This window comes from Pandoraea soli, from assembly GCF_902459595.1.
Classification (GTDB): Bacteria; Pseudomonadota; Gammaproteobacteria; order Burkholderiales; family Burkholderiaceae; genus Pandoraea; species Pandoraea cepalis.
In genome coordinates this window covers 36300-60614 of record NZ_CABPSG010000011.1, presented here as the reverse complement: position 1 = coordinate 60614, position 24315 = coordinate 36300, and the positions used below count along the sequence as shown (strand labels likewise).

The 24315-nt window shown below is 65.7% G+C and carries 13 protein-coding genes and 1 pseudogene; 8 read left to right on the top strand and 6 right to left on the bottom strand.

The window, feature by feature from the left end:
• Positions 1-16: 16 nt before the first annotated feature.
• The gene (gene trpS / locus PSO31014_RS17680; RefSeq protein ID WP_017233850.1) at positions 17-1045 is read right to left on the bottom strand and encodes a tryptophan--tRNA ligase; all 1029 of its coding nucleotides are present in this window, start codon (positions 1043-1045) and stop codon (positions 17-19) included.
• Positions 1046-1217: 172 nt separating this feature from the next.
• Here trpS and PSO31014_RS22450 point away from each other — a divergent pair, with 172 nt between their 5' ends.
• Positions 1218-1475: a hypothetical protein gene (locus PSO31014_RS22450; protein WP_174976568.1), complete on the top strand. Its 258-nt coding sequence runs from the start codon at positions 1218-1220 to the stop codon at positions 1473-1475.
• A gap of 32 nt (positions 1476-1507) precedes the next feature.
• Positions 1508-2677 (top strand): MFS transporter, encoded by a 1170-nt coding sequence (locus PSO31014_RS17675; protein WP_174976567.1) that lies wholly within the window; start codon positions 1508-1510, stop codon positions 2675-2677.
• Between the two features lie 127 nt (positions 2678-2804).
• Here the strand turns inward: PSO31014_RS17675 and PSO31014_RS17670 are convergent, their stop codons facing one another.
• On the bottom strand, positions 2805-6410 hold the full coding sequence (locus tag PSO31014_RS17670; RefSeq protein WP_425494888.1) for an indolepyruvate ferredoxin oxidoreductase family protein: 3606 nt from the start codon (positions 6408-6410) through the stop codon (positions 2805-2807).
• Positions 6411-6646: 236 nt separating this feature from the next.
• On the opposite strand from PSO31014_RS17670, the gene PSO31014_RS17665 reads away from it, so the two are divergent.
• The 6 genes and pseudogenes from PSO31014_RS17665 to PSO31014_RS17640 all read left to right on the top strand — a co-directional run.
• Positions 6647-7108 carry an Lrp/AsnC family transcriptional regulator gene (locus PSO31014_RS17665; protein WP_130027606.1) on the top strand — a complete coding sequence of 154 codons (462 nt, stop codon included), beginning with the start codon at positions 6647-6649 and terminating at the stop codon, positions 7106-7108.
• Positions 7109-7529: 421 nt separating this feature from the next.
• Positions 7530-9803, top strand: a complete 2274-nt coding sequence (locus tag PSO31014_RS17660) for a TonB-dependent hemoglobin/transferrin/lactoferrin family receptor (protein ID WP_174976566.1) — start codon at positions 7530-7532, stop codon at positions 9801-9803.
• A 102-nt stretch (positions 9804-9905) separates the two neighbouring features.
• Positions 9906-11033 (top strand): hemin-degrading factor, encoded by a 1128-nt coding sequence (locus tag PSO31014_RS17655; RefSeq protein WP_150552812.1) that lies wholly within the window; start codon positions 9906-9908, stop codon positions 11031-11033.
• Positions 11030-11959: a heme/hemin ABC transporter substrate-binding protein gene (locus PSO31014_RS17650; protein WP_150552811.1), complete on the top strand. Its 930-nt coding sequence runs from the start codon at positions 11030-11032 to the stop codon at positions 11957-11959. Before PSO31014_RS17655 ends, PSO31014_RS17650 begins: the two co-directional genes overlap by 4 nt.
• A gap of 49 nt (positions 11960-12008) precedes the next feature.
• A complete protein-coding gene (locus PSO31014_RS17645) occupies positions 12009-13154 on the top strand; it encodes a FecCD family ABC transporter permease (RefSeq protein ID WP_246176765.1) in 1146 nt (381 codons plus the stop codon).
• A 103-nt stretch (positions 13155-13257) separates the two neighbouring features.
• A pseudogene (locus PSO31014_RS17640) lies at positions 13258-14058 on the top strand (ATP-binding cassette domain-containing protein); the annotation flags it as partial.
• A gap of 57 nt (positions 14059-14115) precedes the next feature.
• On the opposite strand, the gene PSO31014_RS17635 reads toward PSO31014_RS17640, so the two are convergent.
• The 4 genes from PSO31014_RS17635 to PSO31014_RS17620 all read right to left on the bottom strand — a co-directional run bounded on the left by PSO31014_RS17635 (position 14116) and on the right by PSO31014_RS17620 (position 24298).
• Positions 14116-15087, bottom strand: a complete 972-nt coding sequence (locus PSO31014_RS17635) for a delta(1)-pyrroline-2-carboxylate reductase family protein (RefSeq protein WP_150552809.1) — start codon at positions 15085-15087, stop codon at positions 14116-14118.
• 160 nt (positions 15088-15247) lie between these two features.
• Positions 15248-17524 carry a penicillin-binding protein 1C gene (gene pbpC, locus PSO31014_RS17630; protein WP_150552808.1) on the bottom strand — a complete coding sequence of 759 codons (2277 nt, stop codon included), beginning with the start codon at positions 17522-17524 and terminating at the stop codon, positions 15248-15250.
• Positions 17508-18242 (bottom strand): lysoplasmalogenase, encoded by a 735-nt coding sequence (locus PSO31014_RS17625; protein ID WP_246176763.1) that lies wholly within the window; start codon positions 18240-18242, stop codon positions 17508-17510. Before PSO31014_RS17625 ends, pbpC begins: the two co-directional genes overlap by 17 nt.
• Before the next feature lie 23 nt (positions 18243-18265).
• Positions 18266-24298, bottom strand: a complete 6033-nt coding sequence (locus tag PSO31014_RS17620) for an alpha-2-macroglobulin family protein (RefSeq protein WP_150552807.1) — start codon at positions 24296-24298, stop codon at positions 18266-18268.
• Positions 24299-24315: the final 17 nt, after the last annotated feature.

Here is a 24315-nt window from a genome sequence, read left to right as displayed (position 1 = left end):
GGCGGTCGGCGCGACCTTATTTCTTCCACCCGGGCGTGACGAACACCGAGCGCACATCTTCAAGCGTTTGCGAGACCGTCTCACGCGCACGTTCCGTACCGGCGCGCAGCATGTCCCACACGAACTCCGGATTCTTGGCGAATTCCTCGCGACGCTCACGCATCGGTCGCAGCATCTCCTGCAGCCGCTCTTCCAGACGCGCCTTCACCTTCGAGTCGGCCAGACCACCGCGCACGTAGTGATCCTTGAGCGCCTGCAGGCCTTCCTTGTCTTCGTCGAAGGCGTCGAGGTACGCGAATGCCACATTGCCTTCCAGATGCCCCGGATCTTCCACCTTCAGATGCAGCGGATCGGTGTAGCACTTCTTCACGGCGGCACGGATCTCGTCCGGCGTCGACGAAATGTTGATCACGTTGCCCAGCGACTTGCTCATCTTGGCCTTGCCGTCGATGCCCGGCAGACGCCCGATCGGCGGCACCAGTGCCTTCGCTTCGACCAGAATCTCGCGATCGGCCAGACGATTCAGACGGCGCACGATTTCGTTGGTCTGCTCGATCATCGGCAACTGGTCTTCGCCGACCGGCACGAGCGTTGCCCGAAACGCCGTGATGTCGGCCGCCTGGCTCACCGGATACGTGAGGAAGCCGGCCGGAATATCGCGCTCGAAGTTACGCAGCCCGATCTCCTGCTTGACGGTCGGATTGCGCTCCAGGCGCGCCACGGTCACGAGGTTCAGGTAGTAGAACGTGAGTTCGGTCAGTTCGGGCAGCCACGTCTGCACGCAGATGGTCGTGACACTGGGGTCGATGCCGACGGCCAGATAATCGAGCGCCACTTCCGAGACGTTGCGGTGCACCTTGCCGCGATCGTCGGTGTTGTCCGTCAATGCCTGCGCGTCGGCGACCAGGATGAACTGCTTGTATTCGTGCTGATACGCCACGCGGTTCTTCAGACTGCCGACATAGTGGCCCAGATGCAGCGGCCCCGTCGGGCGGTCACCCGTGAGGATCACCTTGCGATCCGCAGGTGCCTTCGAAACACTCATTTTCCTCTCCGTAATCAATCGCTTATGGCAAATCCCGCTGCCGCGTGCGCGATGGACGGCCTCCCGTCGCAACGCCACCACCGGCATCCGGCTCACCCCATTGCGTCAACCGTAACCCCCGAATGGTAGCGCGTCGGCGCGAAGGCGGTACAGAATCGGCTGCAACGCCTGAATGCTTCCCCCGATCGGCAGCTACGAATTCCGGTGCGGTTCATGTGGACAGCGCCACGCGCGTACCGACGCTATCGAAACGGCAAGACCGTTCCGCTTCACGAAGTACTTTCTGAATTTCAACGGCGTCGGCTTCATCAATCGATCGTCGGACCTCGCTCGTGTTGCGCGGGACGTCGGCTTGGACGGTTTCGTTGTCGAAAATCAGCTATACCTGCGCGATCAGCACATCACCGCATCACCAAGAGATTCGCTTTGATTGCTACACGCCTAGCAGGAAACTACTCGCGTTTGCTCGCCTCCCGTGCAATCGGCGCGTCGATCCTATGGATCGACTTCACACTTATCTTCGAAAACCTCGCATTTCGGTGGAATGCCGATGCTGTCGTGATTGGAGTCGCTATGGCGCTCTACGGCGTTCCCGGCGTCCTTGCGGGCCCGTGGATCGGCGCACTCGTGGATCGCCACTGTCCATGGCGGATGTTGCGTTGGAGCTACCTGATTCGCGCTGCCGCGGCGCTGGCGCTCTGGCAAGCCCCTACCGTCGGCATTTTTCTCATCTGCGTCGCATCGAAAGGATTCGCCAATCTCGTCCCCGGCCCCGCCGAACAACAGTTGTTTCGCCGCTTGCTGGCCGACGAGGCACTTCCCGGCAATGCCAGCAAAGTCACGCTCATCGATCAGTTGGCGAAACTGGTAGCACCACTCGTCGCAGCACTGCTGGCGACATGGCACCTTCCGGGTTTTGCCATCTCGGCGGCGCTCAGCGTCATCGGCATCCTGCTCTTGCCAAACGGATTCACCCCAAACACCGGCAAACGCGTCGGGGCTCTCCCCACCGCACGCCCCGTCTGGTCTGTGTTCCACGACGTCCTGAGACATCACCCCATGCTGCGCCGGGTGTTCCTTGTCACGCTATGTCAGGCGTTTGTCCTCGGCTTCTACGACGCACTGCTCGCTCTGTTTCTGAAAGCGCGCGGCTATCCCGACGGGACCTTCGGCAGCATTGTGGGGGGCACGGCAGCCGGCGCAATACTGGGGACATTTGCGTTCAAAGCGGCGGTGAGGCGATGGCCGCCTACAGATCTGCTCGCTGCTTCATCGCTGCTCTTTGGCATCACCATATTGACGCCTGCGGTCATTGTCTACGCGAACGCGGCCTTGCCGGTAGTCGCCATGCTTGGCCTTTGGATCGGTAACGGATTCGGTTACGGACTTGGCGTCATGCTGATGATGCTGACGTTCCAGCGGGAGTGCCCTCGCGAGGTGTTGGGGACCGTGACGTCCACTGGCCGAAGTCTTCAGTTGCTGCTGATGATCATTGCGCCGCTGATCGGTAGTGCCCTTTCAAACCTCACCAGCATCGAGTTCGTGTTTCTCTGCGCAGGAAGCGCCGCTATCGGACTCGCCCTGTTCACCCGCATGGTCCCAGTCGCACAACACCCGCCGCCACACTCGTGAACGGCGAATGAAGCCTAGCCGTCCGACAACCTTCGTACCGTTCATTCCAACAGGTTCGATAGGTAATAGTCGAATGGGGCGCCGTCATGTCTTATTGCAGAAGGCGCCCCCGATCATGCCGATCCCCTTACTTCGCCGTCACCACCGGAATGCCCTTGAGCGACTTGCCGCTGCTGCGTGCGTGCGCCAGCGCCTGCTCGACGGCGTCGCTCGTGGCGGGCGTCACGTTCAGCCGTGCCGCGATCGTGGCCTCGACGCGCTTGGCCATCGCCAGGTTCGCCAGCTTCACATGACCATAGCCGCGAATCTTCGCCGGCGCTTCGGCCAGCGCGATCACGTCAGCCAGCGTGTCGGCCGACAGGCCCGCCAACGCACGCGCCAGCGTCGTGCGATAGTCCGCGATCAACTGACGCTCCATGCGGCGCTCCAGCGTGTAACCGAAGACGTCGAGCGCACCGCCGCGCAAACCACGCAGCTTCGCCATGCCGCGCAGCACCGGCCACAGCCACGGCCCGATCGTCACCTTCTTCGGCACCGCACCGTCCTTGCCGCGAGCAATCAGCGGCGGCGCCATATGGAACTCGACACGGAAGTCGCGTCCCGGCTTGCCTTCGAAGGTCTCGCCCAACGCGTCGGCGAACGCCGTTTGCGCATACAGGCGCGCCACTTCGTACTCGTCCTTGTAGGCCATCAGGCGCGAGAGCTGCTGCGCCACGGCGCGCGACAAGCGGCCAGGCGCCCCCGCCACGCGCGTTTCCGCATCGGCCACCTGCTTCACGAAGGCCGCGAACTGCGCCGCATACGCTGCACTCTGATACTGGGTCAGCAACGTCATGCGATGCGCAACGAGTTCGTCGAACGTCATGTCGTCGGCCACCGGGGCATGCACCGGCGTCGGCGTGGCCTTGGCCGTCGTCTGCGTCAGCGCCGTCGGATCCCCCGCCGCCAACCGACCGATCGCCAGCGCCAGCTGGTTCATCGGCACCGCCACGTTGTTCAGTTCGATCGCACGTTGCAGCGCGTGCAGCGACACCGGTACCAGCCCCAGTTGCCACGCAAAGCCGAGCATGATGATGTTCGCGCCCATCGTGTCGCCGAGGAAACGCTGGGCGAGCGCCTGAGCGTCGCACGCATCGAGCTTGTCGCTACCGGCCGCGTGACGCATCTTTTCGAGCAGCGCGTCGGCATGAAGATTCGCATCGGGGTTCTGCACGAACGTCGCGTTCGGAATCGCATGCGTGTTGACCACCACGCGCGTGCGGTCGCGTCGCACGGTTTGCAGCGCATCCGCACTGGCCCCCACGACCATGTCGCACGCGAGCAGCACGTCGGCCTGCTGCGTGTCGATACGCACCTGGTTGAGCGCCTGCGGCGTGTTGGCGAAGCGCACGAACGACAACACGGCGCCGCCCTTCTGCGCGAAACCCATGAAGTCGAGCACCGACGCGCTCTTGCCTTCCAGATGCGCCGCCATCGTGATGAGCGCGCCGATCGTCACCACGCCGGTGCCGCCCACGCCCGTGACCATGATGTCGAACGGGGCATCGCCCGCGAGCGCGCTCGGCTGCGGCAGCGCGTTCAGACGTCCTTCGAAGGCCGCCTGATCGAAAGCGGCGGCGAGCGCCTTCTTCAACTGCGCGCCCTTGACCGACACGAAGCTCGGGCAGAAGCCGTTCACGCAGGAGAAGTCCTTGTTGCATGACGATTGATCGATGCGGCGCTTGCGCCCCAGCGCCGTTTCCACCGGCTCGACCGACAGGCAGTTCGATGCCACGCCGCAATCGCCGCAGCCTTCGCAAACCGCCTCGTTGATGAACAGACGCCGATCCGGATTCGGGAATTCGTTTTTCTTCCGACGACGACGCTTCTCGGCCGCGCACGTCTGATCGTAGATGAGCACGGTCGTGCCGGCGATCTCGCGCAACTCGCGCTGCACGGCGTCGAGTTCGCTACGGTGATGGAACGTCGTGCCCTTCGGGAACTGGCCTTCGTGGCCGATGTACTTCTCCGGCTCGTCGCTCACCACGACAAGTTTCGCAATGCCCTCGGCTTCGACCTGACGCGCGATCTGCGGCACCGAAATCGAACCGTCGACCGGCTGGCCCCCCGTCATCGCCACCGCATCGTTGTAGAGAATCTTGTAGGTGATGTTCGCCTTCGACGCCACCGCCTGGCGAATCGCGAGCAGCCCCGAGTGGAAGTACGTGCCGTCGCCCAGATTCTGGAAGACGTGCGCACGCTTGGTGAAGTGCGAGTGCGCGGCCCAGTCCACGCCCTCGCCGCCCATCTGGATCAACCCCGTGGTGTCGCGATCCATCCACGACGCCATGAAGTGACACCCGATGCCGGCCTGCGCGATAGAGCCCTCAGGCACCTTCGTCGACGTGTTGTGTGGGCAACCCGAGCAGAAATACGGCACGCGGCGCACGCCGTCGGCCGGGTTCGACAGGATGTCGTGCGCCACGAGATCGACCACACGCTCACGACGATCCAGCGCCGGACGATGCTTCGCCAGCCAATCGGCGAACACCGGCAACACGCGCGACGGACGCAGCTCGCCCAACGCGGAGAGCAACGTGCGCCCCTCGGCGTCGGTCTTGCCGAGCACGCTCGGGCGCGTGCCCGTCGTGCGGTTGTAGAGGTATTGCTTGATCTGCTGCTCGACGACCGGGCCCTTCTCCTCGATCACGAGGATTTCCTTCAGGCCAGCGACAAACGTGTCCAGGCGCGACATCTCCAGCGGGAACGACAGGCCCACCTTGTAGATGCGCACACCCGCCGCCGCGAGGTCGTCGACGGTGAGGTCCAGACGACGCAGCGTCTCCATCAGGTCGAGATGTGCCTTGCCGCACGTCACGATACCGACGTCGGCGTCCGGGGCCGGGGCAATCCACTTGTCGATGCTGTTCACGCGCGAGAAGGCGCGCACGGCGTCGAGCTTGTCCGCCAGACGCGCTTCGAGCGCCAGGCTCGGCAGATCGGGCCAGCGGTTGTGCAGGCCGCCCGCGGGTGCAACGTAGTCGGGCGGCTCGACCCAGTCGGTGCGGATCTTGTCGAGATCGACCGTGCCGCGCGATTCGACCGTCTCGGAGATGGCCTTCAGGCCCGCCCAGGCGCCCGAAAAGCGCGACAGCGCATAGCCGTAAAGACCGAACTCGACCAGTTCGCCGATGTCGGCCGGGTTGAGCACGGGCATGCTCCACGACATCATCGTAAAGTCGCTCTGATGTGGCATCGACGACGACACGCAACCGTGGTCGTCGCCCGCCACCACAACCACGCCACCGTGGCGCGACGCGCCGTAAGCGTTACCGTGCTTGAGTGCATCGCCGGCGCGATCCACGCCCGGGCCCTTGCCGTACCACATGCCGAACACACCTTCGACGGTGCGCTCCGGGTCGGCTTCCACGCGTTGCGTGCCCATAACGGCGGTGCCGCCCAACTCTTCATTGATCGCCGGCAGGAACTTGACGTTGGCCGCATCGAGCAGCTTCTTCGCCTTCCATAACTGCTGATCCACGCCGCCGAGCGGCGAGCCGCGATATCCGCTGATGAAGCCGGCAGTGTTCAGGCCGCGCGCGGCGTCGAGCTGGTGCTGCATCAGCAGAATGCGCACGAGCGCCTGTGTCCCGGTCAGGAAAATCTGACCGCGACTCGCCGTGAGCGCATCGGAGAGTTGATAGTCGGGATGGGCCAGGGAATTGGCGGTCGGCGTCGCGAGGGCGGCGCGCATGGGGGCATTCATCGTGTCTCTCCTGATCCCCGCGGCCTGCGCCAGAGCGATCTGACGACGGCGTCGGCCGTGCTTCGGGGGCATTTGTCCTGTTCGTCTCGATGTCTCGACCGCATCGAGCGGCCGCGCATCGGTATGCAAGCAGTGTATGGGGAGGCAGGAGAAAGATTTTTACTATTTCACTCCATTTGACGCACAATTAGAAACGTTCATTTCGTAAAAGGTTGTTTTGAGAAATGGAATTACTCGATAATTTTGCACGCCAGATTCTGCGACTATTGCAGATCGACTCGCGCCGCTCGGCGCAGGAGCTGTCGGATAACGTGGGATTGTCCGCAACACCGTGCTGGCGGCGCATCAAGGACATGGAGCAAAGCGGCGTGATCCAGCGCTACACGGTGCTGCTCGACCGGGAAAAGCTCGGCCTGCACGTGTGCGCCCTGGCCCACGTGCAACTCACCCGCCACACGGAGGGCGGCACGGAGCAGTTCGAGCGCGAAATCCGCACCTGCCCGGAAGTGACGGAGTGCTACAGCACCACGGGCGAAGCCGACTACATCCTCAAGATCGTGGCGCCCGACATCAAGGCCTACGACGCGTTCCTGCACGAACACATCTTCCGTCTGCCCGCAGTGGCCAACGTCAAGACCAGCGTCGTGCTGCGTGAAATCAAGTTCGATACGAGCCTGCCCATCTGACGCGCGCCTTTCATCCCATTCCCATTCATTGACATCGCGTCACCTCGCCCCCTTGACGCGTCGGCCGTTCTTCGTCAACAATGCAAATGATTCTTATTTGCATCTTCGTCCGGAGGCTGAACCTATCCGGCCGCAGGGCGTGAGATCTTTCGCCAGCCGCGCCTGCCGGCGTGTTCCCAAGCGTCGATAACGTCACGCGGAACACGACGATTGCCACGAGCGCTTGCCAGCCAGCAACGGGGTTTTCTTGCTCTGGGAGCCAGCAGTGAAGCAGTCGTCAAGCGGCGGGGGCCGCGCCTTTGTCATATCAACGCACCGGGGGGGCCGGAAATTCGGTGCTCACGGTTCGATCCGATCCGAAGATTCGCAACGCGACCGCGCGAGTGCGCATCGCTGGTGTCTCCGCCCGCTCGCGGGGGCGGTGCTTGCTGCGTTCTGGTCGCCTGCCGTCTTCGCGCAATCGGCCTCGGGCACCGGCTCGGCCGAGCCCGCGACGACGATTCAACTCGCGCAAGCCTCGCCCAACACGCCCTTGCAGCTCGCCGAAGCCAATCTGCGGGAGGTGAACGTCACGGCGACGCGCACGCCGACCGAAGCGGATCGAACCCCAGCGTCGATTTCGGTCATCACCGATCAGGATCTCGAAGAACAACAAGCGCAAGACATCAAGGAGGCCCTGCGCTACGAGCCTGGCGTCACCGTGCGCCGCGCACCGTATCGTCCCGCATCGGCGGCCGCCGGCGGCGGTCGCGACGGCAATTCGAGCATCAACATTCGTGGCCTCGAAGGCAACCGCGTGGCGCTCTTCGAAGATGGCATCCGCATGCCGTCCGGCTATGCGTTTGGTCCGCTCGAAGCCGGTCGCGGCGATTATCTGAGCATGGACCTGCTGCGCCGTATCGAAATCCTGCGCGGCCCCGCCTCGTCGCTCTATGGCAGCGACGGACTCACCGGCGTCGTCAACTTCCTCACCAAGGATCCGCAAGACCTGCTCGATGTATTCGGCAAGTCGACCTATGTGTCCCTGCGTCCGTACTACAACTCGATGGATCGCAGCTTCGGCACGACCGCGCAGGCCGCGTGGGGCGCCGATCAGTGGCAGGGCATGGTGATCGTCGACGGCAACAAGGGTCACGAACTCGACGGCAAGGGCACCAACGACTCGGCCAGCACCGCCCGCACAACGGCCAACCCGCAGGACAGCAACGGCGACTCCGTGCTTGGCAAACTGGTCTTCAAGGCCACGCCCCGCTCAACGTTCAAGCTCACGGGCGAGACCGTGCGCCGTCGGGTGGACGCGAACGTTCTGTCGGCCATCAATCCGCCCACGACGCTGGGCCTGACCACGAGCGATCGTCTCGAACGCAACCGAGTCAGCCTCGACTACGACTTCAACGACGCCTCGCAGGCCTACGTGCAGAACGCGCACGCGCTGCTGTACTTCCAGGACGCGAAGAACAGCCAGTTCGCGTACGAGAAACGCACGGCGGGCGATCGCACGCGCGACAACACGTACAAGGAGCGCACCGTCGGCGGCGCCGTGCAGGCGGAAAGCCACTTCACGACCGGCCCGCTCGCGCACAAGCTCGTGTACGGCGCCGACGCGAGCCTCGCGTACATCACCAGCTATCGCAACGGCACCGTGCCGGGCATGGGCGAGTCGTTCCCCAACAAGGCGTTCCCGGACACCGACTACACACTGTTCGGCGCCTTCGCGCAGGACGAAATCCGCTACGGCGCGTTGAGCGTCACGCCGGGCATTCGCTACGACGCCTACTGGCTCTCGCCGAAGCAGAACGATCCGCTGTATGTGTCGCAGACGGCCTCCGGCGCGCGCGTTCAACCGACCTCGTCGAACGATGGCGCGTTCTCGCCGCGCCTGGCGATCATGTACGAGATCGCGCCTTCGCTGATTCCTTACGTGCAATACGCGCGCGGCTTTCGCACGCCAACGCCCGATCAGGTCAACAACGGCTTCTCGAACCCGATCTTCGGCTACATGTCGATCGCGAACCCGAACCTCAAGCCCGAGACGAGCGATACCTTGGAGCTGGGCTTGCGCGGACGCCTCGCCACCACGCTCGGCCCCGTCACCTACAGCACCGCGGTCTTCGCGGGCAACTACCGCAACTTCATCTCGCAGCAGAACATCAGCGGCTCGGGCCGCCCGAGCGATCCGCTTATCTATCAATACGTGAACTACAGCCGCGCCCGCATCCAGGGCTGGGAAGGTCGCGCCACGTGGGCGCTCCAGGGCGGCGTGACGCTGCGCACGGCGATGGCCTACACACACGGCACGACGCAAAACAACGGCGCCGCCACCCAGCCGCTCAACACCGTCAATCCGTTCTCGATGGTGCTCGGCGTGCGCTACGAACCGAACACGACGTGGTTCGCGCAAGCCGACCTGCTCTTTCAGGCCGCGAAGGCACAAAGCCAGATCGCGAAAACCTGCACCTCGGGCACGCAGCAGAACCAGACCTGCTGGGCGCCGCCGTCGTCGGTCGTACTCGACCTGTCGGGCGGCTATCGCCTCAACAAGTCCGCGACGCTCTACGCCGGCATTTACAACGTGTTCGACCGCAAGGCCTGGAACTGGTCGGACGTGCGCGGCCTCGCCGATAGCTCGACGCTCAAGGACGCGTATTCGGCACCGGGCCGCAGCGTGGCCGTAAGCCTGAAGCTTCAGTACTGATCCGTCGGCACGAGGCGCGCAATGGCGCTCATGCGCCCGCTCGCGCGCCCGCCATCACGTAACGAACACAACGAACGCACCCCCTGCCACAAAGGAATCGCCATGATGAATACGCAAACCGCTACGCCCGCCGCCCGCCCGGCGTTCCCCGCGCTCGCCGACGTCACCCGTCTGCGCAGCGACTTCCACCGCGTCAAGACCGAACGGAACCTGCGCGATCGCGACGCCGCCGCCGCCCTGGGCGTCTCCGAAGGCGAGACGGTCGCGGCGTTCGTCGGCGAGCACGTCGTGAGGCTGCGTCCCGAGTTCATCGAGATCGTCGAGGCGCTGCCCGCGCTGGGGCGCGTGATGGCGCTCACGCGCAACAACGCCGCGGTTCACGAAAAGGACGGTCAGTACGAGAAGCTCTCGCACACGGGCACCATCGGCCTAGGGCTCGGCAAAGACCTCGACCTGCGCGTCTTCTATCACCAATGGGCGTTCGGGTATGCCGTCGAAACGCCGACGGAGAACGGCCCCCGCCGCTCGTTGCAATTCTTCGACAAGACCGGCACTGCCGTGCACAAGATGTTCCTGCGCGATCACAGCGATGCGCTCGCGTATGACGCCCTCGTCGCCCGCTTTCGCGCGAGCGACCAGACGCCGGGTCAGCACGTCGTCGCTGCCGACGCCCCGAAGGCCGAGATCCCCGACGCCGACGTCGACGCCGCCGCCTTCCAGCGCGACTGGCTGGCCATGACCGACACACATCAGTTCTTCGAACTGCTCAAGCGCCACCGGGTGTCGCGCGCCCAAGCGTTGCGTCTCGCCCCCCAAGATCATGCGCAACGCGTGAGCGCGACATCGGTGCGCACGTTGCTCGACAACGCCGCCGGCACCGCCCTGCCGATCATGGTGTTCGTCGGCAACGCGGGCATGATCCAGATCCACACGGGGCCGGTGAGGACGATTCGGGTGATGGGTCCGTGGGTCAATGTGCTCGATCCGGGCTTCAACCTGCATCTGCGTGAAGACCTCGTCGACTCGGCCTGGATCGTGCGCAAGCCGACGGCAGACGGCATCGTCACCTCGCTGGAACTGCTCGATGCCTCGGGCATGGTGATCGCCATGTTCTTTGGTGAGCGCAAGCCCGGGCAGGCCGAGCGCGACGACTGGCGCGAGACGCTCGCGCGAGTGAGGCATGCGTCGCACGCGGGCGATGCGCAAGGCGTCACGGAGAGTTCGACGTGAACCGCCCAATCGACACACGCGGGGCCTCGCGGCGCGCTCTGTTGACCAGGAGCGCTGCGCTGGCAGCCGGCGCGTGGCTGGGCGCGCGAGTCATTACGGCGCAGGCCAACGCAACGACGCCTGCGGCACTTGGACGAGATGGGCCGAAGCGCGTCGTGGTCGCGGGCGGCGCGCTCACCGAAATCGTCTACGCGCTCGGTGCGCAGGCGCGTGTGATCGCCAACGATCTGACGAGTCTGTATCCGGAAGCCGCCACCCGGCTGCCCAAGATCGGCTACCTGCGCACGCTGTCGGCGGAAGGCGTGCTCTCGCTGCGTCCGGATCTGCTGTTGGCCGGCGCGGAAGCGGGTCCGCCCAATGTGCTGTCGCAGATCGCGGCGGCGGGCGTGCCGGTCGAGCGCTTCGTGCACGGCTATACCGCCGAGCGAGTGCTGGACAACATTCGGGCCGTCGCCGTCGCCCTGCGCGTACCTCACGACGGCGCTCGTGTGGCGGACCGCTTCACCGCGGACTGGCTACGCGTTCGCGATCAGGTTGAACAACGGTATGGCATTGCGCGGCGCCCGCGTGTGCTCTTCATCCTCGGCCACACGGGCAACCAGGTGATGGTGGCAGGGCAGGACACAGCGGCGCACGCCATGCTCGCCTACGCCGGTGCGGACAACGCATTGCGTGGCTTCACTGGCTACCGGCCGCTCACGGCCGAAGCAGCGGTCGCCGCCCAACCCGACGTGCTGCTCACGACCACGAGCGGGCCATCGCCCGCCGATCCCGCTGCCACCCTGCTCGCACAACCGGGGCTGGCGAACACGCCCGCCGGGCGCGCCAAACGCGTAGTGAGCTTCGACGCGTTGTATCTGCTCGGCTTCGGTCCGCGTCTGCCCCAAGCGGTTGCCGATCTCGCGCTGCGCGTGCATCCCGTTTGAATGCGCGTCGGCGCCATCCCGAAACCTGCCACTCGCCATTGAACCCCCTATGTCAGCCGCTCCCCCGCTACCGAAGTCGTTGCCATCCCGCCAATCCGGAACCGGACACGCCACGACCGTTGCCACCGCGTTGGGTCACGCCAGCGCGGTGCGCTGCCGTCCGACCCGATGGATCGTCATGACGGCGCTCACCGGCTTGCTCGCTGTCGCGGTGCTTGCGGCGCTGTGCGGCGGGGCCTATCGCATTGCGCCCGGGGAAGCGATTGCCGCGCTGTTCCGGGGTGCCTCGGGTGACTTTGCACAGGATCAGGCACGCAACGTCATGTTGCAGATCCGTCTGCCGCGTATCGCGCTCGGCATCCTGGTCGGCGCGGGCTTCGGCGCCGCGGGCGCCGCGTTGCAAGCCCTCTTTCGCAATCCGCTCGCCGACCCCGGTCTGATCGGCGTGGCCAGCGGGGCGGCGCTGGGTGCGGCAGGCGTGATCGTCCTTGGTGGCGTTCTGCTGCCGGCAGCGTTGGCCGCCTCGTTCGGCCTGTGGTTGCTGCCAGCGGCGGCGTTCGTCGGTGCGCTCGGCGTCACGACGCTCGTCTACCGACTGGCCGCGGGACGCGGTCGCCTCGCCCTGCCGTTGCTGCTGCTCGCCGGGATTGCGATCAATGCCGTTTCGGGGGCGGCCATCGGTTTGCTCACCTACCTCGCCGACGATACGCAGTTGCGCACACTCACGTTCTGGACACTCGGCAGTCTCGGCGGGGCGCAATGGCCGATGCTCGGCGTGATCGTGTTGCCTGTCGCGCTGGGGATCGTTGTGCTCGCCACGCAGTGCCGCTCGCTTAACGCCCTGCTGCTGGGCGAAGCGGAAGCGCTGCATCTCGGGGTCGCCGTGCCGTCGGTCAAGCGTCGCGTGATGGTCGCGTGTGCGCTGTGCGTCGGTGCGTTGGTCGCGTCGAGCGGCATGATCGGTTTCATCGGCCTGATCGCGCCGCACGTCGTTCGGCTGATCGTCGGCCCCGACCCACGCGCCGTGCTCCCTGCGGCGGCACTCTTCGGCGCGATCCTGACGTTGCTCGCCGATCTGGTCGCGCGCACCTGGGTGGCGCCGGCGGAACTGCCGTTGGGCATTCTCACGGCATTGCTCGGCGCACCGTTCTTCCTCATGCTGCTGTGGCGGCGCCGAGGGCAGTTCGGGCTATGACGTCGATACCTTCGGTCTGACGAAACAGGACATTGCCATGCTCAGCGCACACGACCTCACGATTGCCCACACCGACACCCATGCGCCCGTGCTCGACGGCCTGTCGCTCGACATCCGTCCCGGCGAACTGCTCGTGCTGATCGGCCGAAACGGCGCGGGCAAGAGCACGTTGCTCAAGGCGATGGCCGGCGAACCTTTGCCACCGCGCACGCGGTTGCGCGGCGACATCACGCTGAACGGCGCGCCGCTCGCGCAATACACGGTGGCGGCGTTGGCGCGCTTGCGCGCTGTGTTGCCGCAAACGGCCCAGTTGTCGTTTCCGTTCAGCGCGCTCGACATCGTGACGATGGGGCGTTTGCCATTCCCGAGATCGCGTCGACGTGACGGCCTCGGGAAGAGCGTCGAGAGCGATACGGAAATCGCGACCCTCGCGCTGGAACGCGCGGGAGCGGCGCCGTTGCTGCATCGTGACGTGATGACCCTGTCGGGCGGCGAATGGGCGCGGGTGCAGTTTGCGCGCGTGCTCGCGCAGCTATGGCCTGACGACGACGCATCGGCACCGGCGGTGCCGCGCTATCTGCTGCTGGACGAACCGACGGCGGCGCTCGACCTGGCGCATCAGCATTACTTGCTCTCGCTCACGCGGGAGCTTGCCGGGACGTGGGGCTTCGGCGCAATGGCCATTGTGCATGACGTCAACCTCGCGGCGCGTCACGCAGACCGCATGGCGTTGCTTGCCAACGGACGCATTCTCGCCACAGGGACGCCCCGCGACGTGATGCACGCAGACCTCATCGAGACGACGCTCGGCCTGCCGGTGCATGTGATGACGCCCGAGACATTACCCGGTGGTTCGAGACTCGCCAACGCTCGCGCAGGTGTGCCTTTCGCACTGCCCGCGTGAATGCGCCGCGCGGTTCACGCGTCAGCGCAACCCGTCGTTTCGCCGGCATCAGACCACTCAGGGCGCGGGCACGCCGTCCTTCGCCAGATTGGCACGTGCGCACAATACGGCGGCGAGATCCCATAGCGCATAGCCCACGCTCTTGAAAATCACGGGCCCGCTCGAGCGGAAACGATCGGGCGTGATGATGGCGTCGAGCAGCGGCGCAGCACGTCCCCAATCGATGGCCGCATGCAGCAAATCACCGGCTTCGTGCTTGACCTCCCAGGTATCGACGACGAGCGTGCCGCGCACGGCGGCATCGCGACACAACTGCGGCGGCAACTCGCGCATGTCCGGGCGGAACGCACCGACACCCGCGACGAAGATGTCGTCACGCCAGCGCAGCACATCGCTATCGGGCAGCACAGGCTCGCTGCTGGTCGTCGCCGTGATCACGATGCTCACGGTATTGAGCACCGGCTCCACCGCGTCGACCACGGTCGCTTCCACGCCGAGCGTCGCAGCGTGTTCCGCGAGCGCGTGGGCACGCTCCGCGCTGCGTGAAAAGATCATGAAGTGACGCGTGCCCATCCCGGCGGCAAACGCTTCCAGATGTGCCCTCGCCTGCACCCCGGCCCCAACGATCAACACCGGCCCCTTGGGGCGCGGCGCGAACTTGCGCGCCGCGAACAGCGTCACGGCGGCCGTGCGACGGCCGGTGATGGTGGGTCCGTCGAGCAACATCAGTCGTTCCCCGGTATGCGGATCGAAGACCATCACCTCGCCGATGATCGACGGTTTGCCCACGCGGCAATTCTCGGGATGCACCGTGATGTGCTTGGTCATCGCGACATCGCGATTGGCGGCGGGCATCACCAGCAGCACGCCGCCACGGCGGCCGCGCTCTGGTTCGGTCAATGCGAAATGCAGACGCTCCGGCGCGCGCGCGGTGCCCGAGCGCATCTCCATGAGCATGGCCTCGATCCCGTCGGCCAACTGAGGGTACGGCAGCAACTGTGCGGTTTGATGCGCGTCCAGCGTGATCATCGATAGGTCTCCGCGCCGGGGCGTGCGTCATTGTCGGGCGGCAGCGTGCTCGTCGCCGTCACATTGCGTCACGCATTGGCAGGTCTGATTTGAGTGTAGCCTGCATCGCGTGAACGCGTCTGCCGCTTCAAAAATTATTCGCGACGCAGCGCACATGCGCTCAGCGATTCGCATTGCGCATGCGCTTGCCGTCGTCGAGCGTCGCACCGCGCACTTCGAAGTGCACGCGGTCACGCATTGCCCCGGCAGCATCGACAAGTTCGAGCGTGTGACGCCCCGGCCACGGCAGCCATCCCACTCGCGCATGGCCCGCAAGCGGCTTGCCGTCGAGCCGCCATGCGGCCCCCTTCGGCCAGGCGGCGGCCACCTGAAACCATAGACGCTGGTTCGCGGGCGGAATGTCCGGATCGAGCGCCACGATCGTGCCGTCGGGCGGCCCGGCAATTCGCCAGAGCGGTCCGCCGGGCGCTTTGGTCGCGAGCGAGGACAGCACGATTGTGCGCTGCGACGTTCCGGGAAGGAACCACTCGTCGCGAGCAGGTTCAACGTGCTCTGCGTACTGCACCGCAACATGTTCGAGTCCGGGCGGCGGCGCGGGCGGCAGGCTCGCCGTGCGTCGATGCAGATAGTCCATGAGGCGATGCCAGATCGGCGCGGCTCCGGACACCCCGGAGACGTCCCACATCGGCGCTCCGTCGGCATTGCCCACCCACACGCCGACCGTATAGTGCCGCGAATACCCGACGGCCCAGTTGTCGCGCATGTCCTTGCTGGTGCCCGTCTTCACGGCGGTCCAGTAACGCGTCGAGAGCGGGCTGTCGAGCCCGAACGTGCGGGTGCGCGCCTGCCGGTCGGCGATCATGTCCGAGACGATGAAACTGACCTGCGGCGAAAAGACGGTCGTGTGCGTCGCGTTTCGCGCCCGCGCATTCGTGACGTCGCCGCCGCTCGGGCGGGCCGTCGCCGGCATGCGCTCGTTCACACCGCTGGCGATGCCTCCGTTGGCGAGCGCGCGATAGGCGTTCGCGAGCGTGAGCAGCGTGACGTCGGCGCTGCCGAGCGCGAGACTGTAGCCGTAGAAGTCGCCGCTCTGCGTGAGCGGCAAACCGAGTGAGACGAGTGTCTGGGCGAACCGACGCGGCGTGACCATGACGAGCGTGCGCACGGCCGGCACGTTCAGCGACGACGCCAGCGCCGTGCGCGCGCTGATCCACCCCTTGAAGTGATGATCGTAGTTCTGCGGAATGTACAGGCCGCCACCCGTGGGCAGATCGATGGGCGAATCGTCCAGGAGCGACGCCGCTGTCATGCGATGCTCCGCAATCGCCTGGGCGTAGAGAAATGGCTTGAGCGTCGAGCCGGCCTGCCGCAACGACGTGACGCCATCGACCTGTGCCGCCGACGACAATGGCCCGGAGGAACCGACCCACGCGAGGACGTCGCCGCTTGCGTTATCGATGACGACAATGGCCCCGTCCTGCACATTGCGCGAACGTCCCGGCGCGCCCAGCTCGCGCAGCGTCTGCTGCAAGGTGGTCACCGCCATGCGCTGGAGATTCGCGTCCAGCGTGCTGACAATCCGCGTGCCCGCGGGCGGACGACTCGCGCTGAACACACGACGCGCGAAATGCGGCGCAAGGCCAACGGCATCGCGCGTCGTCATCACGCTTGCCGGTCGCGAAAACACGAGTTGCGCGTAGCCGTCGAGGCCGTTGCAGTCGGACGCCTGCCGCATGTCACGGAGAATGCCGCAGGCGCGCTGCGCCACGCGCGCGGCGGGCGCGTTCGGCGCACGCAGCAGCGCAACGGCCAACGCCGATTCGCGGGCGTCGAGTCCACTGGGGAACTTGCCGAACAGCGTTTGCGCGACGGCCGAGATACCGACGAGTTCGCCCCGAAACGGCACGAGGTTCAGATAGGCCTCGAGAATCTGATCCTTGCGCCAGCGTTGCTCAAGCCACAACGCCGTTGCCGCTTGTCCGATCTTCTGCGAAACGGATCGATTGCGGGTACTCGGGCGCAAATCGTCATCGAGCAGCCCCGCCAATTGCATCGTCAGCGTGGAGGCGCCGCGCGTGCGCGTGTGCCAGAGATTGCCCCATGCCGCGGCGGCCACACCGCGCCAGTCGACGCCGCTGTGCTCGTAAAAGCGCTTGTCTTCGGAGACGATCAACGCCTGACAAAAGGCGGGCGAGACATCGGCGAGCGTCACCCAGTCGCCGCGTTGCGCCTGCATGTCGGCCCGCAGGCGCTGCAAGGGAATGCCGCGACGATCCAGCAGGATCCAGTCCGACGCGCGCCAGTCGCGATGCACCTCGTCAAACGACGGGATGGCGTGCGCGGGTGCCGGGGACAGAAATGCCCCGAGCGTCAGCGCAACGCTCAACACGACCTGACGGCCAACGCCCCAGCCCCGACGTTCATTCACGGCGCGCATGCGTCTCACCCGGTTGCGAAGGATTCGACGGATCCGACGGACGCACTGCCATGATGCCGGCCGCGAGCATCAGTTGCGCGAGCGCGTAAAGAATCCAGATGGCGTACTCCTGCGCCAGGATGGGGCCAACGAAGCGCGTGGTGCCGATGAGCGCGTCCGAGACCGTGAAGAGCAGCGCGCCGACGGCGGCCCATTCACCCGGCAGGTCGGCCAGCAGCGCCGCCGAGGCCATCATCGCCAGCACGATCACGTAGCACGCCACCGGTGCCTTGAGTTCCCCCATTCCCGGCCAGTACACCGCGTACGCCAGCGCCGCCCCCGCCCACACCAGCACGATGGCGACACGATGCCAGCCGGGCACCTGCCCCCAGGGGCGCCGCAAGCGCCAGAACAAAACGAAATACGCAAGATGGGCCAGCAGGAACGCGCCGAGGCCCAGAACGAAGCCTTGCGCCAAGGTCGGCGAGGCGAGCAGCACGTCACCCGCGCCCGACAAGATCAGCGCCGCGCAAAGCCACACCCGCTCGCGCGGCACCCGGTGGTACAGCGCCGCGAACAACAACAATGCACACAACAGCACCTTGGCAATGCCCTGGTCGGCATAAGGTGCGCCGCTCAACGCCAACGCATAGGCGGCGCCCGCAATCGCGGCCAGCCACCAGAAGCGGCGCGCCTCTCGTGGCAGCGCCGCCACCGGGTCAAAGAAGTTCGACATCATGACGGTGCGCCTCCCATTCGTCATTACTTCGCCGGCACCACTTGCACTGGCGCGTTAGGCGTCTCGCCATACATCGCGGGTTCGTACATCGCTTCGACCCGCGTTGGCGGTGTCGCGAACTTGCCGACGTTGTTCAGACGCACCGTGTACTCGATCCGATGCTGCCCCTTCGGCAGGTAATCGTAGTAGGCACGATACGCGTCCTGGGCGCGCTCTTCGAAAGCCGGCATGGCGCCTTCGTTCTTCTCGCCCTGCGTGGCGATGACCGAGTCGCGCCCAAGCCCGCCGCCCAGCACTGTCGCCCCGCCCGGCAGCGGATCGCTCACCACGACCCAACGCATGTCGGCCTGCGCGTCGATATCCAGACGCACGCGCAATACCGCACCGCGCACGAAGCGCTCGCCTGCACGATCGGCGGCGTCCTGCACTTGAACGCTGCGCGTCACGCGATAGCCGGCAGAGAACGGCGCCTTGAGCGGGACCGCGGCCAGACTCTGGATCGTTGCCCACGGCTTGCCGGCCCCCGTCTGATCCAGGCGCAGCACATCGCGCGCGCTGTCCTTTCCGGCTGCCGCGTTGCTCAACCATGGCAACGAGACGGCCGGCGGCACGGTGCCCGCCTTGAGCTTGTCCCAGTCGACGGTTTGCACGCTGCCGCTCGTCTGGTTGTCGCGCTGCCACTGAATGGCCGTCTGCCCCGTTGGCGTGTCGCGCTCGAATCGCGCCGAGAATCGATCCACGGCCAGGCCCCCCCAGACGTTCGCCGTGGTCGTCGACCAGGCCCCTCGCGACTGCAGTCCCAGCAGGCCGATCACGAGACGCGGCATCTCGTCCTTCCATGCCGGGTTCGCGTTCATAAGCAACGCCAGCCGCGCCGCATTGGTCTCGGGGCCGACCATCAGCCACCAGAGCCCGTCGCTTGCCTGCGTGGAGAAACCCACACGTGTTCCCTGATACGACAGACGCGCCCTCAGGATCTGCTCGGCCTGCGCCATGCGCTCGGCACGCTGTGGCGCGTCGGGTAACCGTTGCAGGATCGCGTACCAGTCGATGACCGCAGACGTCGGCCAGTCGTTCGGTGCGAGGGTGAGCGAACTCAGCATGCGCGCGCTTGCCCGACCGTACCGGGACAACGCTTCGATGGCGCTCAGCTTGCGCAGCGTCAGGTCGTCACGCGGGGCCCAGAAGCGGCGCGTGAGACGCCCTTCGACGAACGCCGTCAGTCCGTCCTCCATGCGTGCCAGCGCGTCGTCCGGCAAGGCATAGCCCGGGTCGAGCGCCTTCGCTTCGCTGCTTACGGCCAGCAGATAGGCGGTGAGCGTATCGCTGCCCTGATTCGCAAAACCCTCTTGCGGCGGGAAGTAGCTCGCCAGTCCATCGTCGTCGAGATACGACGGCAGCGTGCCCATTACCCGTTTCCACTGCGCAGTGTCGCGCATGCCGATCGCCTTCGACGCCAGTTGCTCCAGGCAACCGTACGGATAGACCTCGAACCAGCGCTTCACTCCCGGCAATCCCTGCGACAGACGCGGTTGCAGGCTGATGCGAACCCCGCCGCGCAACTTTCCGGTGCTGTCTGCCACAGCGCCCGCCGGCGGCGCCATGGGCAACGTCAGACTGCCTTCGACCTGCGTGAGTACCGACTGCTGGACGCTTGCAGGTAACGACGGCCGGATGTCCTGCCCGACCTTGATCGCATCGCTCGCGGCGGGCGCCGTGCCCGTCGCCGGTGCCTGTGCACTGACTTCCCACAACACGCGTTGGGCACGCGTGTCCGCCAGTCCGGCAGGCGCCGTCACGTCCCACGTCACTTCGCGCGATTCGCCGGCCGGCACGTCAACCCGTTGCGGCGCCAGGGTTAGCTGCGTGGCGCGCGCGGTCAACTGCACCTGCATGGCATGCTGCGTGGTGTTGCGCACGGTGAACTGGGCACGATACGTGTCGCCCTCACGCACCAGCGGCGGCAAACCGGAGATCAGTTGCAGATCCTGCGTGGTGCGAATGGTCGCGGTCCCGGTGCCGAACCAGCCAAGCGCCTGCGCACCGGGCCTGCCGTCATCGGCCACCGCCACGATGCGGAAGCTGGACAGCGCATCGTTCAGTGGCACATCCACACTCGCCTCGCCCTTGTCGTCGAGCACGACGCGCGGCTGCCAGAGCAGCAGCGTGTCGAACAGCTCGCGCGTCGGGCTCTTGCCGCCGCCGCCGCCCGCCGGTACCGCCTTGCGACCGTAGTGCCGGCGTCCGATGATCTCCATCTGTGCGGTGGCCGTCGTCACGCCATAGCTGCGGCGCTGCCACATGGCATCGAGCAGATTCCAGCTCGTGTTAGGCGCCAGCTCGAGCAGCGCTTCGTCGACGGCCGCAACGGCAACCTCAGTGCCGGCCACGACCGGCTTGCCGTCCGGCTGCGTGACTTTGATCCGCACCTTGGCATGTCCACGCACCGGGTACGTCGCCGCGTCCGGCTTCACTTCCACGCCAAGACGCTGTCCCGCCGTGCCCACCCGCAACTCGGTCAAGCCGAAGCGATAGGCCGGTTTGCCCAGATCCACCAGCCCGGTCGGGGCCTGATACTCCCGGCCCTCATACCAAAACGCCCGGAACCATTCCAGCGGCTGCTTCCAGCCCCATTGGAAGAACGAGTACCAGGGCACTTCGTGGATTCGACCGCGCACCGCGAGCACCGACACATAAACGTTGGGGCCCCAGGTGGGTTCGACCTTGAGCGAAATGCTGGGGTCCTTGCCGGAGATCTCCATCGTGCGCGTCTGGATCACACCTTCGCGCTCGATCGCGACAAGCGCCGTTGCCGAGCGGAACGGCATGCGCACCTGGAGCTTGGCCGTCTCGCCCGGCTCGTAGGCCCGGCGCTCCGGCAGCACATCCATCCGGTCGGTATTGTCACCGCCGAACCAGACCTCGCCGCGTCCCGTCACCCAGACGCTCGTTGTCGACGTACTCAGATTGCCCTTGTCGTCCTTGGCCTGTGCCACGAGTGTAATTTCGCCCGGCTGCGAGAGCGAGACATCGCACGCCAGCAAACCGCGCTCGTCCGTCTTGCCGCTGCACACCGTGCCGAGATCCTTGACCTCGGTGTGGTTGTCGTACGCATAGAATCCCCCCACCATGCGCTTGCGGCTGCTGGTGGTCATCCGCGCCTCGGCGCGCACGTCCATCGCCACCCCGGCCTTCGGCTTGCCCTGCAAATCAAGCGCGAGCGCCTTCACCGGAAGCTTGTTGGTCACCGACACCCAGCTCTCGCTGCGCACGCCTGTGATGAGATTCGCGGGCCACAACGTGGCATTGCCGCGAAGCGTCTGAATCTCGCCGTTCGGATCCGCAAAGCTCGCCTCAAGCACGAGATCGCTTGGGCGGTCGACCTTGGGCAAGTCCTTGAGCGTCAGATTGCCCGCACCGTTTCTGTCGAGCACAAGCCGTTGTTTGTCGGCGACCAGCTTCTGATCGCTCGCGCCCGCACTCTCGTCATTGCCCTGATCCTCGTCATCGGCCCCCGACTGCGCCGACGGCGGACGGTACGGCGTGAAGCTGAAATCGTCGTACCCGTCGAAGGTCATGTCGCGCACGCGCAACAACGCCGAGACGCGCACCGGCAAGTTGCCCGCCGGGCCGCCCGCCACGTAATTCACCTGCACATTCACCGGGGCTTCGGTCTTGTTGATGAGCGGTGACTTCGCGGCATCGCGCACACCAATCGATCCGGCAAGCACCGGCAGACGAAACGCCTCCACGCGGAAATGCCCCGCGTCCAGCGACGCCGGATACGATTTCGGGCGTGAATCCGTCTCCGTGTAGTCGAGCGTCACCGCATACTCCCCGAGCTTCGCGCCCTGCGGAATCTGGAACGCGTTCTCGGCCAGCCGTCCGTTGCGCCACTTGATGGGCTGCGTGTAGGTTTGTCCGGAACCCTCATGGGTGATCGTCAACTGCGACGGCAAGCTCTCGGGCAACGCCAGCCCCTGCATCGTTTCCTGACGGATGAAGTGCTTCATCGACACCGTTTCGCCAACGCGGAACAACACCCGGTCGAATACCGTTTGCGCGCGCACGGTCGGACTGCTGCCACCGTCGGTCGGCACATGAAACCGCCAGGGCTCGATGCCGCGATCCCAGTCGGAAGACACAAACGCCATGTCGGGATCGTTCCCCTGCGTGCGGGCGACCACGAAGTACCCCGAGCGCATCGTCTTCTCGCAGTACCGGTATCGCTCGAGCGACTTGTCGATCTTCGCCACGCCCGTCTTGTCGGTCACGGCACTCGCCACTTCGCTGCCGTCGCAATCGAGCACGCGCACCTTCGCATTGGCCACCGGCTGGCCTTTGTCCAGTGTCGTCACCCACGCAATGGCATTCTCGCGGCCCATCTTGAAATGCACCCCAAGATTGGTGACGAGCACCGTCGTGCGTACGTACATCGGCAACGACTTGCCCAACAGGGCCGCCCCGAGCGATGGCGAGGCCAACTCCACGACATAGAAGCCGGGCTTCTGGAACGGAATGCCGACCACTTCGAACGGGCGCGGATCCTTCTCCTTGGGCACCGGCAACGTCAACGCCTGGACGCCAGGCCATCCGGACAGCAACGACAGGCTGCGCGTGTCGTAACGCGTGATCTTGCCCTCGACGATCACCGCGGCATTCGGCCCGAACGCCGCATTCGCCGCCGGGGCCGTCAGAATCGACGGCATTTCCTGCGCAATCTGCTTGCGGGTCATCGTCGTTTCGTCGAAGCGACGCACGCGCGACATCCAGTTCATGACCTCGGCGTCGTCGTCGACCCGCAATTGCAGGGTGCGCCCGCTCTCGCCGCCCCCGCCGGTCTTCGCGGCCTCGCCCGCCACCCCTAGCCCGTTGATCTGCAGCGCAGGCTCGACCTTGCGCAGCGTGACTGGCAGCATCGGCGGCATGCCGGGCTCGGCAAAGCGCTCCACAATGCCGAACGGCGCGGCCGCGAACTTGGCCAGCGGCGGCATCGTCGCCGTCTTCGTCTTCAACGGGAATTCGCCGGCATTGTCGAGCGCTCGGCCACTGTCGTCCGTAAATCCTTTCGGCAGCGAGATCGTCAGCTCGGCCTTCTCGGGGAACGGCGCGTTGAACGCGACATCGCTCACACTGGACGTGCGATCCGAATCGCTGAACGTCGGCGACCGTTCGGCACCCGCGCCATACAGACGAATCTTGGCCGCCATGTCGCGCGCAACGGGCGAGTTGAACGTCAGACGCAGCGGCCGCAACGGCGTGCAGGGTGCGTTCGCATTCTCGCGCTCGCAACTGAAACTGGCCGTGAACGGTTCCCGAACATCGTATTCAAAACGTCGCGCCTGCTTCGTCGGCACGCCCGACGGCGTGGTAATACCCGTGCCCCACACCAGATGCATCTTGGCGCCGGCCGCAAGCGTTCGGTTGCATTGCAGCATGACGACGCGCGCCGCCTGCTTGTCGAGATCGAAACGCTTGAGCAACGCCGCACGCGTGTCGCCCTCAATCCACTTCACGCCAATGCGCTCACCCACCCCTTCAGTCTCGCACCAGGCGTGCTGAATCACACTGGCAGGCTGTGCCGCGCCATTGAGCGTAAGGATGAAGATTTGGTTTTCGTCGATGGGGCCGTACGACGGACGAATGGACGTGACGGCCGGGCCGCCCGTGTTGAATGCATAACGCGTGGTGCCCGACAGCGCGGCGCCCGAGACCGCGGACAACCCACCGCGCATCTCGACCGAGCATTTCGCGCCCGGCGGCAGCGACGACTTGAAATCGTAGACCCAGATCTTCGGTTCGAGCCAGTGGCCCTCGCCTGCGAGCGATGTGTCGGTGCACGTCACGGCGGCTGGCGCCTGCGCGCGCGGATCGCCCGCCGGCACCATGGCTTCGTCGAACTTGACGACGACCTGGTCCACACTCGCGACCTCGCCTTGCGGACTGACGCTCGTGACGCGCGCCGCCTGCGCGGGCGACGCGGCGAACCCACCCAGACACAGCACCGCCCACACCCACGGCGCGGCCGGCCAGACGCGTTGCGTTCGGCTTTGCATGCCGGTCTCCTCCCGAG

Bases quoted from the DNA above. Each gene is read 5' to 3' on its own strand.
- trpS (WP_017233850.1), bottom strand. From the start codon at position 1,045: ATGAGTGTTTCGAAGGCACCTGCGGATCGCAAGGTGATCCTCACGGGT.
- PSO31014_RS22450 (WP_174976568.1), top strand. From the start codon at position 1,218: ATGCTTCCCCCGATCGGCAGCTACGAATTCCGGTGCGGTTCATGTGGA.
- PSO31014_RS17670 (WP_425494888.1), bottom strand. From the start codon at position 6,410: ATGCGCGCCGCCCTCGCGACGCCGACCGCCAATTCCCTGGCCCATCCC.
- PSO31014_RS17665 (WP_130027606.1), top strand. From the start codon at position 6,647: ATGGAATTACTCGATAATTTTGCACGCCAGATTCTGCGACTATTGCAG.
- PSO31014_RS17655 (WP_150552812.1), top strand. From the start codon at position 9,906: ATGATGAATACGCAAACCGCTACGCCCGCCGCCCGCCCGGCGTTCCCC.
- PSO31014_RS17645 (WP_246176765.1), top strand. From the start codon at position 12,009: ATGTCAGCCGCTCCCCCGCTACCGAAGTCGTTGCCATCCCGCCAATCC.
- PSO31014_RS17635 (WP_150552809.1), bottom strand. From the start codon at position 15,087: ATGATCACGCTGGACGCGCATCAAACCGCACAGTTGCTGCCGTACCCT.
- pbpC (WP_150552808.1), bottom strand. From the start codon at position 17,524: ATGCGCGCCGTGAATGAACGTCGGGGCTGGGGCGTTGGCCGTCAGGTC.
- PSO31014_RS17625 (WP_246176763.1), bottom strand. From the start codon at position 18,242: ATGATGTCGAACTTCTTTGACCCGGTGGCGGCGCTGCCACGAGAGGCG.
- PSO31014_RS17620 (WP_150552807.1), bottom strand. From the start codon at position 24,298: ATGCAAAGCCGAACGCAACGCGTCTGGCCGGCCGCGCCGTGGGTGTGG.